This is a genomic window from Calothrix sp. CCY 0018 (assembly GCF_963920925.1).
Classification (GTDB): Bacteria; Cyanobacteriota; Cyanobacteriia; order Cyanobacteriales; family Nostocaceae; genus Rivularia.
In genome coordinates this window covers 50718-65859 of sequence record NZ_CAWUDI010000019.1, presented here as the reverse complement: position 1 = coordinate 65859, position 15142 = coordinate 50718, and the positions used below count along the sequence as shown (strand labels likewise).

The following is a 15142-nucleotide window of genomic DNA, read 5'->3' as shown; positions in this document are numbered from 1 at the left end:
TCTTGCACCATTTTCAACAACCGCCTTGGAATAAATTCCCAGGCTCAAAAATAAAGTCTGATAAATCAGACTGGGCATGGCTTTTAGTGCGTTTTAACGTACTTTGTATATTAGCCTGGAAATTTATTTCAAGGCGGAATTCGGGCTTAACGAGAATGGTGCAAGATGTGAGGTTAATAGCACTTTCACTTTAGCATCCAACACTATGGTTAACTTCTGCTTATTCCTAACTGCTCACTGCTTAAAATCTCGCTTCATACAATACCCGAAATTCACCCGCTTCGTAATCGTAAACAAATCTTGCTGAAGAATTTTCGTTAATATCTTTCAAACCCGTTACTGAAGGAAATACCTGCAATCTTGTTAACCCAATCGATTTACCCAAAGAGTTTATGGGTTTTTGAGCTTGATATAAAAATTCTTGGGTAATCTCGGTTTCTAAAGGTGCAACTAAATAATCTAATACTAAAGATTCGAGCAATTCCGTTTCGTTTCCGCTGGTAAGTTGTTGTTCGAGTTTTTGTAATGCAGCGAAAGTACGGTTTCCTAATAACGATAAGATTTCGCTGTTGCTACGACTTGGGGTACTTGTTAATGCTACTGCGGGGTTGTCAAGTAAATCTTTGGTTTGTATACTTACTTTACTATTTGCGTTGATGCAGTTGGCAACTGTTCTTAATTTATTTTCGGATTCGGTAACGTTTGTTCCTAATTCGGATAATCTAATATTTCTTTGGTATGTTATGCAAGCATCCCCATTAGATGCACTGTTACCTAAAGATGCAAGTAATTGGTTTGCTTCACCTTCAACTAAAATTCTGACATCGATTTGTTCTGGGTTTGCTGCTGCAACTATATCATCTCTTATTTCGTTATTATTTGCTTGCAATCGGTCAAAATTGGGAGCGTCAACAACCGTAGTTTGTAATTCTACATCAAGCTGGGGATTTAGTAAACTGCGATTTGGTGAAAATGTAACTACTTGTTTGCGATCGCGTGTAATAAAAAATGAGTTGTCGAGTAGGAATAAGCTTCCTCGTTTAAGCTCAATTTGTCCATCTCCGCGTAGGTTATCCAAACCACCATTAACTGTAATATCTCCTGCCATGCGGAAGTTAACTCGCGGTAGACTTCGACTAAATCTAAATCCTCTACCTAAAGTTACTTTGAAATTATCAAATGTGGGGTTGATGGGTAAATTATTTACCTGTTGGGGTTGGTTTAATTGTTTAGATTGAGTTGCAATTTTGTTGGCAGCATTTGTTAATTTAGCTGTTGATTCTTCGTTATTTTCTTCTTGCTCACGTTTCGGTATCTCAACTCTACCTTGTTGTAACAGAATATCTCCACTAATTACAGGATTTAATGCTGTACGGGAAACTTCGATTAAAGAAGCAATTTCTCCATTATATAAACCTTTTAATTTTATTGTTTTAGGTTCTATATTTTCAAATACTATATTATCTTCAGAATCTATATTTCTAGCGCCTAAAATTACAGTTAAAGGTTGATTGCTTTGAGGTTGAAATATAGGCAAATTGCCAGCGATACTAAACGGGCTTTGGGCTAAACTACCGGATATTCCTTCTACTTGAATAATCTCTTGTTGCAAATTAGCGTTACCGACGGCAGTTAATTTAATATTGCTTTCTAACTGCTTGGTTTTGATTGTGGCATTTTCAATATTAATTGCAGAAGTCGCGACTAAATCACCTAATATTCCTCGAATTGTATCGGCTTCGATATTTAAGTCACCGTTAATCGCGATCGCAATTTCTCCATTTCCATCTACCCATTGTACTTGATCTTGCGTGAAAGCATCTATAAGTTGAAAAGCTTGGTTATCAATTTTAGCTTGTACGGCTACGGTATTTTGACGATTTGGTTGCAGGGGATAAGCAACCGTAGCATCAACTTTGACAACGGAATTAGGAGTGGTGACAAGTCTACCGATAGAATCAATATAGTTGAAATTCCCGGCTAATTCTCCCAAAGGTTTTTCGTTGATGGTACCGTTAACTAAGGAAAATGCACCTTGGGGAATATCTGGTTTGAATGCATTTCCACCCAGGTTTGCTTGTAAATTAAATTTACCACCGACATCAACGGGTAAATCGACAAACCTTTCAGCTAATTCTACGGGAAGATTTGCAACTTTTACCGTTCCTAATGATTTGAATCCATCTAATTCTAAAGTTCCATCAACAGCAATTAAACCACCATTCACATTAACTCTTGCTGGATCTAATTTAATTATGCCGTTATTATAACTTCCACTAGCAACTACTTGACTAATATCTATAGCTTGATTTTGTTTAACAACAACACCTTTCTTGGGAATCACTGTGACATATTCTTCTTGAGGTCGCCATTGCCAATTGTCACCTAATAGCTGAAAATTAACTTGGGGATTTGTCAGTTTTCCAGCAACAGCAACTTCGGCATCATATTCCCCAGTAATATCAAATTGAATCGTATTTTCATCTTGTTGTAAAGCTGCTTGTTGTTGAATTAAACGGGTAATTTCTGCAAGTAAGCGTAATTGTTCAAGTATAGGAGCTTCTGGTTTTCCAACTGCTTGAGTTGGTAAGTTAGCAGCATCACCGTATTCTGGATTTAATATACTGTTAACTCCACCCTGAAAATCTTCTAAATTAAATACATTTATAGCAGCGAAAATATCTTGTACTCTTCCACCATTAGCTACCAATCTGCCGTTGATATCTTGGGATTCTAAATTCAAAGCACCTTGTAAAGCATATTCAGTTTCACCAATTTGCAAAGTTGCCGCATCAACACGAGCAATTTCTCCATCATAAGAGAAATCAGCGACAAATTCTTTGGCTTTGACAGCACCGATGGCAGGATTTTCTACCTGAATATTTCCCGCAGTTGCTAAGTTAAAGAGATTTACATCGAGATTTCCGGTTACTTTACCATCTACAGGGGCACCAATAGTTTCTTCAACGACGGGAACAAGATTTAATAAGGATAAAGAAGCATTTTTCAAGTTGATATCTAAAACATCACCTTTTCGTACACCGCTAAGAAGAATCGGATTTTGAGTATTTACACCTTGTTTTAAGTCGAAGAAGGTGGGAAGATAAGGGGATAAGCAATCTTGTCTGGTACAGGGTTGTAAGTTTGCGGCGATTCGATCCGTTTTACCCTGTAAATCAAATTCGATGCTATTTCCTAAGTTTACGTCAACGGGGCCTTGTAATAAAGGTTGAAAAGCGATTTGATCTAAAGCAAGATTTCTTAAGTTTAAATTTCCTGCTAATCTCAGATTACCGGGAGCAAAAGGTGCTGAAATTAAGTTTCTACCGATAAGTCTACCGGAAAAATCGGCTCTACCTTGAATTTTTGGGATTGCTTCCTCATCTAATTCTCGTGCAATTGATTGTAAAGGAAGTTTTGCTAAGTTGGAATTTACATCAACGTTTAAATCGGTGGCGACATTCCAAGAAGATATGCCATCATCACTAGGTACAATAACTATTTGTCCGTTTGCGTTTAATTGTTGTCCTTGGGTGGTAACATCAGCTTGGTTAGCTTGAATTAAAATCGGATTCCCTTCTAATAAAGGTTTGACTTCTCCGGTTAAGTTTAATTTAGCCGATAATTGGGAAAGTTCGGGACATTGTATATCAAAACTGCGACACAATAAAGGAGTGTTGACGTTATTGGCGTTGATATTGCTGGCAATTCTACCATTATTAAAGTTGGCGATCGCTCTCACACTTCCTTGAGCAACTCCCAGATTTGCATTAACGTCGGCGTTAAGATTATCAAAGTTATTTGCTAAAAGCTGATTTATCTTACCAGTGACGTTTACTCTACTATTATTCACCGTCACAGGTAAAGGTGTATCTGGTAGAAGTTGATTTAACGAAATTCGATTTGCATTTACAACAGCTTGTAAATTATTAGTTGCTAAATTACCATTCGCATTAAAATTAATATCACCTCTACTGCCAGGTACAATTAATCTTCCATTGGCGGTAGCTCGGAAACTATTTAATTTATCTAGGTTATTTGAATCAAAAGATTCCAATTCAAGTAAATCCTGCAACCTACCAGAAAGATTAACTCTGGTATTCGCAACCGTAACGGGTATTGGTAATTCTGGTAAAAACGCATTTGCTCGAATACTATTCGCGTTGACATTCGCTTGCAATATACCTTGATTCAAATTACCGTCAACTAAAAGCCTACCATTATTAACAGCTAAATTTAAGTTGGCATTACCATTTACCTTATTGAAGTCAAAGTCATTGATAATATCTAAATTTCCAGCTAATCTGACATTACCTCTTCGTAAAGTAACTGGTTGATTTAATTGATTTAAGCGAAATTGCTTTCTTTGCTCCGCCGATAATAAAGTACTTATAGGTAAAGAATTCGCATTCGCTACCAAATTCCAATTCTTGGTTGCAAAATTCCCACTACCGTTAAAATCAACTCTTCCCCTTCCCTTAACTTCCGGTAAAATCAAATTTCCATCAACGGAAGCTCGAAAACTATTTAAACTATCAATCGATTGATAATTAATTAACTCATTCAACCTACCCGAAACATTAACTTGAGTATTGGCAACCGTCACAGCTAAAGGCAACTCCGGCACAAGTTTATTTAAACCAATTCCCCTAACATTGGCATTCGCCGTCAAAATTCCTTGATTTACATTACCGTTGACGGCAAGATTACCTTGGTTAACATTTAAATTTAAATCGGCATTGCCGCGAATGCTCGCAGGATTGAAATTATTTAAACTTCCCGCTAATTGTACGTTGCCACGCTGTAAAAATAAACGAGTATCTTGAATCCTTTCGCCAACATTTTCAACTTTCGCCAAAAACGGATTTAAAGCCAAAGTATTTGCATTAACAGAAGCATTCCAATTATTCGTAGCTAAATTGGCTCTACCATCAACATTTACCTTACCTTCGGCAGTTCGTAAAGTCGTATTATTTAAAGTAATTAGATTTTGGGCTAACCTAATATTACCACTACCAGAAACTCTTCCAACAATATCGGCTTCAGCTTGCGGTAACTTCCACGATAAAACACCTCGCGGATTTGCTACCGTACCATTAACTTCACCTTCTGCCAATAATCTTCCCAACTTTAGCATATCATCGGTAACGCCATAATTCGCAACAATTGCCCCCGGATTAGCAATTCGAGCGTCAAAATCTAAAGCTATTTTCGATTTACTAAAATCCTTAACTTCTGGTAGCGACTTCGGGAATGAAACCTCACCCTTCGCGATAATATTACCACCAGTTGCGGGAGTAGCGCGAAATTCTTGTAAAACAAACTGTTTAAAATTTCCCCCGAAAACAGTATTTACTTTACTAAATGCTGTCTTATCAACAACTATCCCTTTTTGACTGACAACATTACCTAGTAAAATCGGATTTTCCACATCTCCCTTAAGTAATAACTCAGCTTGTAAATTGCCATTTATATTTACAGGAGATTTTAAAGCAGTTGTTTGCAGCAGATTTCCAATACCGAAAGAATTCGTATTAACCTTTAAATCAAAACCTTTATCTAAATCCGCAACCCCAGAAACCGCAGCAATTAAATTACCGTAATTAGCTCTAGTATCCTTAAAACTCACGCTTTGCCCGTCGAATTGTAAATTAGCAGTAGCGTTAAGGGGAACTTTCAACTGTGGAGATTTTACCTGTAATTTCTGTAAATTAGCGCTACCGACAACTTGAGTTTCAGCGAATTTCGATAAACCCGGTAAATCAATTTCCAAATCGGCATTTAACAAACCGCTAGGAATCGTTACCGGAAGATTATCTTTGACATAATTACTTAAATCTGGTAAGGAAAGATTATCAATTCTGGCATTAATCCGACTTTTATAATCAGTTAGCTGAGTAACACCATCAATATCTACCTTCCCCTTCACAACTGGAGCATTAATACCATACTGTAATTGCCAAGCTTTATTTTGACTGTAATTGAGATAGCCGTTAATATCCTCGACAGCAAAAGGATCTTTTAAAGCTTGAGGAAGTACAGCAACTTTGGCTCTACGTAAATTGATTTTCGCATCAATATCAAAGGGAAGCTCCCCCTCACCCGTATCTAAATTAAGCCTTACCCATTCCCCCTGTTTATCTTGCTCGACATAAACATCCGGCTCAATTAAAGTTATTCTCAAAGGGAGAGTTTGAGTAAACAACAGCGGAATTGGATTAATCCCGATATCTACAGCTTTAGCTTTAACATAATTTGGGTCATTTGCAGTCGCTGGAATTGAAGAGTTTTCCAACCGAATACCGCTCAAACTCCAAAATTTTACATCACCAACCTTTACCGGACGATTGACAAATTCAGTTAGCTGCTGATCTAATAAAGGTGGTAACTTGCGACGAATCCAATAATCCAAGCCAAAATAGCCAGCAACACCCAACCCCACAAGAGAAGCACCAAATATTTTAACAGCATTACGCAGCCAAACACGTCGTCGCCGTTGACTTTGCGGAGTTGAAGTTGAATCTTGAGGGTTATTTGGCGGTGTCATAAATGATTTAATTTAGGTAGAGCGCGATATCGTTCAACCAGTATCTTTATTTTGTATGAATAAAGATATTTTGGGTATTATGATACGCCTTTAAACAGTTTATACAAGGTCAATTGTTTACCTTTCTATTTTTTTCCTATAGGAATAAGAAGTTAATACTTTCCGGGAACAAAAATCTTGGTATTTTATGACAGTTTGTCATCTGGAATATTTACATAAAAAGTAGAAAATAAATCATAGCAGTAGGGTTATTGTGTTGATTCCACCGTGAGATTGAAGTTATCTTATCGAGAGAGATATTTTTGTTTAATTTTAGGGTGCGTTATGACGCGACGATCAATTTTGATTGTAACGAAATATGTATTCGCGTCTAACGCACCATGTATATATAAAGTATTGCGTGAAAATTGCGGTGCTACCAAATATTAACAACATAGGTTGGCTTCACGGCGCATCAATATATATGGGGAGCAACAAATAATTTAAACTTGCATCGTAACCCAACATTATCCGAGATTTTGATCTTAGAGGATGTTGGGTTACTCTACTTATCAATCTAAATTCTGTTTAAAATTTAAAATTGGCTCTCGTGTCTAACCCAATTTACTAGCTGATGCGATCGACGTATTACTCCCGCAACTCTCCTTGCAAAAAAGGGGGCTTTGTTTTTGATTGCCACAAAACCAAAGATTCATATATATTCCCGTATTCGTACAGAAGATAAATCGCAAAAAAGGGGAAGAAAATAGAGATAGCAAAACATTATCAAAAATAACTTCAAAAAATGACTATTTATAGAGTTAAATTCGATGCCCCAGAAAACGGTAACGGTGATTCCTGGGATAATGCATTTAAAGACTTACAATCGGCATTAAGTGTTGCTAAAGTAAACGATCAAATTTGGGTAGCTAAAGGTACTTACACACCGGGAGACAATCGTACAGATAGCTTTCAACTTCCAGATGGAGTTACTATCTACGGTGGTTTTGCGGGAACGGAAGATACTTTAGCAAAAAGAACAAATATTAAAGGGAACGAAACCATTCTCAGCGGTGATATTGGTACCCAAGAAAAAACCGATAACAGCTACACTGTAGTTACATTAAGCAGTGGTACCGCAACTCTTGACGGTTTCACCATTCAAAATGGTTTTTCTAATCAAGATGCTGTAACTGACATTAACGATAATAATAAGAATGACATCAATAACAACGGTGGTGGTATCCACAACAAAGGTAATTTAACTGTTAGAAACGTTGTAGTTAAAGACAACCAAGCTAATGCTGACGGTGGCGGGATTCTCAATGACGGTAATTTAACTATAGAAAATTCCGAAGTTATTGATAACAAAACTGAAGATGATGGTGGAGGTATTCGCAACAACGGAACAATAATTATTATTGACAGTACGATAGCTAATAACGAGTCTGTTGGAACCAGCGATACAAGTGGTGGTGGCGGATTAATTAATACTGGCGCGTCTGCAACTATTATTAATAGTACCTTTAGCGGTAACACTGCTAGAAATGGTGGTGCAATTCGTAATGATGCAAATCTTGAGTTAATTAACAGTACTCTTAGTGGTAATACTGCTTCGGAAAGTGGTGGTGGGTTAGTTAATACGATTAATCCTGACACTTTTTCAAAGGCAACAGCAACAATTACTAATAGTACTATTACAGATAATACAGCCCAGAATCAAAGCCAACAAAATATTGATTTAGCTGGAGGTGGTATTGCGAACTTTGGTAATGCGACTATTTCAAACAGTATTATTGCAGGTAATACGAACAATGATGACTTAGCAAATGATTTTGAACTTGAGGGAACCTTTCAAGGTTTGCCTATTAAGGTACCTGTAACTGGCATAAATACAAGCGGTGGCAGCAACCTTATCGGCAACGGTGAAGGTGTAAGCGGATTTATTAATGATCCTAACGGCGATAAAGTAGGTACACAAGCTGCACCTATCGATCCATTATTAGACACTTTAAAAGATAACGGCGGATCAACACAAACTCACGCACTTTTACAAGGAAGTCCGGCAATTAATGCAGGTAATAATAGCAATATTGCTGACGATAAATCGGATTTAGATGGGGACGGTAATATAACCGAAAATATTCCTTTTGAACAACGGGGTGAAAAATTCGAGCGCATCGTTGATGGTAATGTTGATATTGGTGCGGTTGAGTATAAAGCAGTTTCTACTGATAGCAAGCAAAGTACTGTTTTTATTAACGAATTTCACTACGATAATGCTGGTAGCGATATCAATGAATTTATTGAAATTGCCGGTACTGCTGGAACCGATGTTACAGGATGGTCAATTGTTCTTTACAACGGAACTAATGGAACAAGTTATAGCACTATAGATTTAAGTGGTACAATTTCCGACCAAAGTAGTGGTTTTGGTACAGTTGCTGTAGATAGCAGCGGAATGCAGAATGGAAGCCCAGATGGTATAGCTTTAGTAGATAATAACGGTAACGCGGTGCAATTCCTTAGTTACAAAGGAAGTTTTACTGCAACTGATGGGGCTGCTTCTGGATTAACTAGTACTGATATTGGCGTTTCTCAATTAAACTCGGCTGCAAACAGTTCCTTGCAATTACAAGGCACTGGCAGCCAATACTCAGACTTTACCTGGGTTGCCGTTGATGGTAGCAACACTAAGAGTAGTATTAACACAAATCAGACCTTTACCGGCAATAGCGATACTTTACCCGGTGGAAACGATACTTTAACTGGTGGTAGTGATACTTTAACTGGTGGAAACGACACTGTAACTGGTGGTAGCGATACTTTAACTGGTGGAAACGATACTGTAACTGGTGGTAGCGATACTTTAACTGGTGGAAACGATACTGTAACTGGTGGTAGCGATACTTTGCCCGAAACCACCCCCGTTGAACCATCAACAGACGTTAATAAATTAGAAATTATCGGTACAAACTTACAAAAAAGCAACAATATCGAAGTAATAGACTTAAGAAACCAAATAGGTACAGTTAAAGCTTCTGTCGAAGTTACCCGTGATGCAGACTACGATAACCTTATCGGTTTTTACATAATTAACGATGCAAACGGCGGCATTAAAGTCAACGATCAAATAATCAATCCTGGTGATTCAAGATACAAACAAGCAGCTCTAGAAAATCGGATAACCAGCCTCGACTTACTGCAAACCGATAACCAAGCACAATTCAATGGAACATTTGAAAGTGGTAGCATATTTGCTCCCTTCATAATAATCGACGGAACCTTCGCTGATGCGCTCAACAACAGCGCAGAAGTATATTTCGCATATCAAGGGGCAAACACTGATAACTTTGACCACATCCGCTTACTCGATGACAACAGCTTTGGTTTTGAAGACTTACCCGAAGGTGGCGATAAAGACTATAACGATTTAATTATCAAAATGGACTTTACCGTTTAAAAAAAGACCTCTTGTATCAGTTCTCCAAACCTTAGAATTTCCTACGGATTGCACTAACTCCCGCATTCCTAAATCTTCACTAATATGCAGCTAAAATTAAATTTTTCGGTATTATAAAGATAATCCTAACTTCTTAACAAAATCGCCCGCACTATTTTCGAGTACGGGCGATTTCCCTATATCAAAATTTCTGTAATAAGAGCATCTTGCTCGCCGATCACTAAATTGGAAATTATTATTCGATAAAACCCTGAATACGGAAGACGTAGCACTGCTACGTCTCTACATAATAATGCGTAATTACGGGGATTACGCATTTTGATCCAGTTTTAATACTGCCATAAATGCTTCCTGCGGAACATCTACGGTACCCACAGATTTCATCCGCTTTTTACCTTTAGCTTGCTTCTGCAAAAGTTTCTTCTTACGACTAATATCACCACCATAACATTTGGCTAATACATCCTTCCGCAATGCTGGAATATGTTCTGAAGCAATAATTTTACTTCCAATAGCTGCTTGAATTGGTACTTTAAACTGATGGCGGGGAATTAATTCTTTCAATTTCTCAGCCATCCCTCGCCCAACATTATAAGCTTTATCGCGGTGAACAATCATCGCCAAAGAATCAACTGGATCGCCGTTGATCATCAAGTCTAATTTCACCAGATGATTTTCACGATAGCCAATTAGCTGATATTCCATACTCGCATAACCGCGAGAACGAGATTTCATTTGATCGAAAAAGTCGGTGACAACTTCGGCTAAAGGTAACTCGTAGGTTAATGTAGTCCGCCCTTGGGTAAGATATTTCATATCTTTAAACACACCCCGACGATTTTGAGATAACTCCATCAAGGTTCCCACGTATTCTTCAGGAGTAATCATTTCAATTTTAACGTAGGGTTCCTCAATTTTCTCTCGTTCGTTGGGAGAAGGCAGAGTAGCGGGATTATCAATGTAAACTACTTCACCTTTATTAGTAGTTACTTTGTAAATTACTGAAGGAGCAGTAATAATTAAATCTAAGTTATACTCGCGCTCTAAACGCTCTTGGACAATTTCCATGTGCAGCAAACCCAAGAATCCGCAACGGAAACCAAAACCCATCGCGCTGGAAGTTTCCGGTTCAAATTGTAAAGCTGCATCGTTAAGCTTAAGTTTATCTAAAGCTTCTCGTAAATCCTTAAACTGATCGGAATCAATCGGAAACATCCCGCAAAATACCATCGGGTTAGCTTCCGCATAACCAGGTAAAGCTTTAGCCGCTTTATCCTTACTTAAAGTGATGGTATCTCCTACCCGCGCATCTTCCACAGCTTTAATCGCCGCCGCGAAATAGCCTACTTCCCCAGCGTGAAGTTCGTCTACTTGCACTTGACTCGGAGAAAGAACCCCCAATTCATCAATTTCATATTCCTTACCAGAAGCCATCAGATAGACTTTATCGCCTTTCTTGACTTTTCCATCCATGACTCGGAAATAAACAATTACTCCCCGGTAGCTATCATAATAACTATCAAAAATTAACGCTCGTAAAGGCTCATCAATGTTATTCTGGGGCTGCGGTACTCGTTCAACAATTGTTTCTAAAATTTCGGGAATGCCGATTCCCTCCTTAGCAGAAGCAAGAATCGCACCGCTGCAATCCAAACCGATAACTTCTTCGATTTCCCCAGCAACCCGTTCTGGTTCGGCACCCGGTAAATCAATTTTATTTAATACCGGGATAATTTCTAAATCGTTCTCGATTGCCAAATAAACGTTAGCTAAAGTTTGAGCTTCTACACCTTGAGAAGCATCTACAACTAATAAGGCTCCCTCACAAGCTACCAAGCTGCGGGACACCTCATAAGAGAAATCAACGTGACCGGGAGTATCAATCAGATTGAGTACATATTCCTGACCATCCTTAGCCTTGTAATTCATCCGAGCCGCTTGCAGCTTGATAGTAATGCCGCGCTCCCGTTCCAAATCCATATTATCGAGAAACTGCTCCTTCATCTGCCGATTTTCCACCGTACCAGTGGCTTGCAGAAGACGGTCAGCCAAAGTTGATTTACCGTGGTCAATGTGAGCAATAATGCAAAAATTACGAATGCGAGAAGCGGGAACGTCAGTCATATACTTATTGATAAAGCTGTATTCTGCGATCTTGATCTTAATAAAAAAAGCCTTTTACTTAACGTATTGTAATGCTTTCTTCGCAAACACGCCGATCAAATCAGTGAACAGTAACCAGTGACCAGTTATCAATGAGAAGTTAGGAGTTAGGAGTTAATAAGGTCAAAGGTCAAAGGTCAAAGGTTCAAGGTTCAAGGTTCAAGGTTCAAGCTTAAATTCTCCTTGTCCCCCCCTCCCCCTCTCATCAAAAGATGCTGGTATTGTTATGGTGGGAGCGTAAAATAAACATGGACGATTATAAGGCAGCAAGCAACTCTAGGGTTGGGTAAATAACATTCTTTTTGTTCAACTGTAGGTAAAGCTGCCTGACCTGACCTAGCCTTGGGATAAATAACGCGCAGAGAATACTAGCTATGAACATGAAAGAAAGACCGGACTTCACGGAAAACATCTTATCCGAGAAGGTAGAAGTTGCTATCCGCTTGGATTCTGAATTATTAGAGAAAATTAGTCACCTGAGTAATGACCCCTCTAAAGTGATTGAAGTGGCACTGCGTCAATGGTTGCGCGGCGATATTCCTAGAGATGACGAACTAACGCGCACCCCCCATAGAATTAAAGTTCCACCTCGGGGTGAGTGGAACGATTAACAATTTATATTTTTTACAACTAATTCCAGGAATACAATAAAAATCCCAAACAAGTATGCTAAAGCTGTAAAAATTTATGCCACACTTTAAGCAGCTATTAGCACAACTTAGTTTGGGCTACACTGTTTCTATTTAACCCCAGTCATGAGTATTGCTGCTAATTCTGAACCATCGCATTTATTGTCCGACCATAAGGAATCTGTTACTAAGTACACTGATGCATTAGCTTGTTTGGGAACTGAGCTAGTGTACGTTCAGAATGGTACGGGACGTTTCCTCAATTTTTGTTGGCAGCAAGGCGAACGTTTGGGATTAAACTCAGAAAATATTCTTGGCGATAAAGCGAATCAAGAAAACTTTGCTCCGATTGATAAAGCTGTCTATTTACAACGGTTGCAGGAAGTGCTAGCAACTTTGGTTCCCCAAAAATGCCAGTGTTGGTTTAATCTTCCAAAAGCGGCTGTAGAGCTAGAGTTGTTGATGACTCCAATCATGCCAGCTTTAGGCGATGCTGCAACGTCAGTATTGGTAATGGGAAGATTATTGCAAGTTGGAGCGAGCATAGATCAAATAGAGATAACGCCTAAATCGAGGAATTTAGATGATGATATACGCTCGCAGCAATACCAAAAACTGATTAACAATATCACTAGAAATATCCGGCGAACTCTGGATTTAAACATTATTTGGCAGCAAACTGTTGATAGTTTAAGCACAACACTACAGCCAAGTTTTTGTATAATTTGCCCTTACAACGGGGAGCCTAAAATACGTGTAATTGCCCAGTCATGCCAGCCAAACGTCAAGTCGATGTTGGGAACGGAAATAGATATAGCTTCTGAAATTGGGTTTACTCAAGCTTTAAGTACTCTCAAACCTGTTATAGTAGACCAACCAGAAAATTCTTTATTCAACACGCACAAACTTTTAATAGTCGCAACTTCTCACCAAGAGCAACCCAATAGCTTAATTGCTTTAAGTTTAAGTGCCGAATACTCCTACTTGTCAGCAAAAGAACTTGAATTAACTAGAGAAGCAGCAGACCAAATTGGCACGGCGATCGCTCACGCTACTTTATATAAAGAATTAGAATCAGCACGTCAGCAAGCAGAAGACGCTTCTCGTCTCAAAAGCGAATTTCTTGCCAACGTTTCTCATGAAATCCGCACGCCATTAAACGGCATGATTGGCTTTTTAAAGCTAATTTTGGACGGAATGGCTGATGATGATGAAGAAAAAGCTCTTTTTCTTGAAGAAGCTCACAAATCATCGATACATCTGCTTGAAGTTATTAACGACATCTTAGACTTTGCCAAAATAGAAGCAGGCAAGATGGAGTTAGAACTTAGTCCCGTAAAACTGGATGAATTATTCAGCGATGTAGAAAATTTTATGCGTCTGCAAGCAGAACATAAAAATCTCAGCTTTGGAATGCAGTTACCCGGAACAAATGATGAAATTGTCGTTTACAGCGATTACCTCCGGCTCAAACAGGTAATGATCAATCTAGTAGGTAATGCGATAAAATTCACCCACGAAGGGCATATAACTGTTGCTGCTGACGTAGTTCGCAAAAAAGTAATATTTAAAGAACAAGAATTTCCCGGCATGGTGAAAGTGCGGGTAGTAGACACGGGTATCGGTGTTTCTTTAGACCAGCAAGACAAATTATTTCAATTATTTTCCCAAGTAGATGGTTCCCGTACCCGTCAATACGGTGGTACCGGCTTGGGATTAACCATATCTCAGAAATTAGTAGAAGCAATGGGTGGCGAAGTTCATTTTTACAGCTTAGGTGAAGGGCTTGGTTCCACAGTTACTTTTACAGTTCCGCTTTATCAACAGCCCGTTTTGGTTTCCAGCAGTGACAGTGAATCCAGCGAGCAGTGAGCAGTTACCAGTTACCAGTTACCAGTTACCAGTTAGGAATTGTTTTAAATATCTCCTTGTCTCCTTGTCTCCCCATCACCCCCTCTCCCCATCACCCCCTCTCCCCATCCCCCCATCATTTTGCCCCAATTGTTCTAGTATGTAGTTACAAGAAAAGAAAACAAACTTTGTCGCTTAACTGAGGTCAATAAGGATTATGGAATTAACAAACCAAAATGTAGAAACAGTTCTTGATGAATTGCGCCCATACTTAATGTCTGATGGCGGAAATGTGGAACTTGTAGAGCTTGATGGCCCTATTGTAAAATTACGTTTACAAGGTGCCTGCGGTTCTTGCCCTAGCTCTGCTATGACTTTGAGAATGGGTATCGAACGTCGTCTAAGAGAAATGATTCCCGAAATTGCAGAAGTGGAACAAGTGGTATAAGAAATAAAGTTGGGAATTAGGATACAGGTTATTTAACTCATAAGTCCTAATTCCTAACTCCT

6 protein-coding genes are annotated in these 15142 nt (G+C 38.7%); 4 read left to right on the top strand and 2 right to left on the bottom strand.

What is annotated here, in order from left to right; genetic code table 11:
• Positions 1-241: 241 nt before the first annotated feature.
• A complete protein-coding gene (locus tag ACM03V_RS15375; protein ID WP_414621663.1) occupies positions 242-6547 on the bottom strand; it encodes a translocation/assembly module TamB domain-containing protein in 6306 nt (2101 codons plus the stop codon).
• Positions 6548-7331: 784 nt separating this feature from the next.
• Between ACM03V_RS15375 and ACM03V_RS15370 the strand changes: the two genes are divergently transcribed.
• Complete coding sequence (locus tag ACM03V_RS15370; RefSeq protein ID WP_414621662.1) at positions 7332-9989, top strand: DUF4114 domain-containing protein; 2658 nt, start codon at positions 7332-7334, stop codon at positions 9987-9989.
• A 309-nt stretch (positions 9990-10298) separates the two neighbouring features.
• On the opposite strand, the gene lepA is transcribed toward ACM03V_RS15370, so the two are convergent.
• Entirely contained in the window at positions 10299-12113 is a 1815-nt protein-coding gene (gene lepA / locus ACM03V_RS15365; RefSeq protein ID WP_414621661.1) for a translation elongation factor 4, read from the bottom strand.
• Positions 12114-12526: 413 nt separating this feature from the next.
• On the opposite strand from lepA, the gene ACM03V_RS15360 reads away from it, so the two are divergent.
• The 3 genes from ACM03V_RS15360 to ACM03V_RS15350 all read left to right on the top strand — a co-directional run bounded on the left by ACM03V_RS15360 (position 12527) and on the right by ACM03V_RS15350 (position 15080).
• Positions 12527-12763: a hypothetical protein gene (locus ACM03V_RS15360; protein ID WP_414621660.1), complete on the top strand. Its 237-nt coding sequence runs from the start codon at positions 12527-12529 to the stop codon at positions 12761-12763.
• 144 nt (positions 12764-12907) lie between these two features.
• Positions 12908-14653, top strand: coding sequence for an ATP-binding protein (locus ACM03V_RS15355; RefSeq protein ID WP_414621659.1), 1746 nt, complete (start codon positions 12908-12910; stop codon positions 14651-14653).
• Between the two features lie 196 nt (positions 14654-14849).
• Entirely contained in the window at positions 14850-15080 is a 231-nt protein-coding gene (locus ACM03V_RS15350) for a NifU family protein (RefSeq protein ID WP_414621658.1), read from the top strand.
• The last annotated feature ends 62 nt before the right edge of the window (positions 15081-15142 follow it).

Coding starts and splice junctions, on each gene's coding strand:
- ACM03V_RS15370 (WP_414621662.1), top strand. CDS start 7,332: ATGACTATTTATAGAGTTAAATTCGATGCCCCAGAAAACGGTAACGGT.
- ACM03V_RS15350 (WP_414621658.1), top strand. CDS start 14,850: ATGGAATTAACAAACCAAAATGTAGAAACAGTTCTTGATGAATTGCGC.
- ACM03V_RS15360 (WP_414621660.1), top strand. CDS start 12,527: ATGAACATGAAAGAAAGACCGGACTTCACGGAAAACATCTTATCCGAG.
- ACM03V_RS15355 (WP_414621659.1), top strand. CDS start 12,908: ATGAGTATTGCTGCTAATTCTGAACCATCGCATTTATTGTCCGACCAT.
- ACM03V_RS15375 (WP_414621663.1), bottom strand. CDS start 6,547: ATGACACCGCCAAATAACCCTCAAGATTCAACTTCAACTCCGCAAAGT.
- lepA (WP_414621661.1), bottom strand. CDS start 12,113: ATGACTGACGTTCCCGCTTCTCGCATTCGTAATTTTTGCATTATTGCT.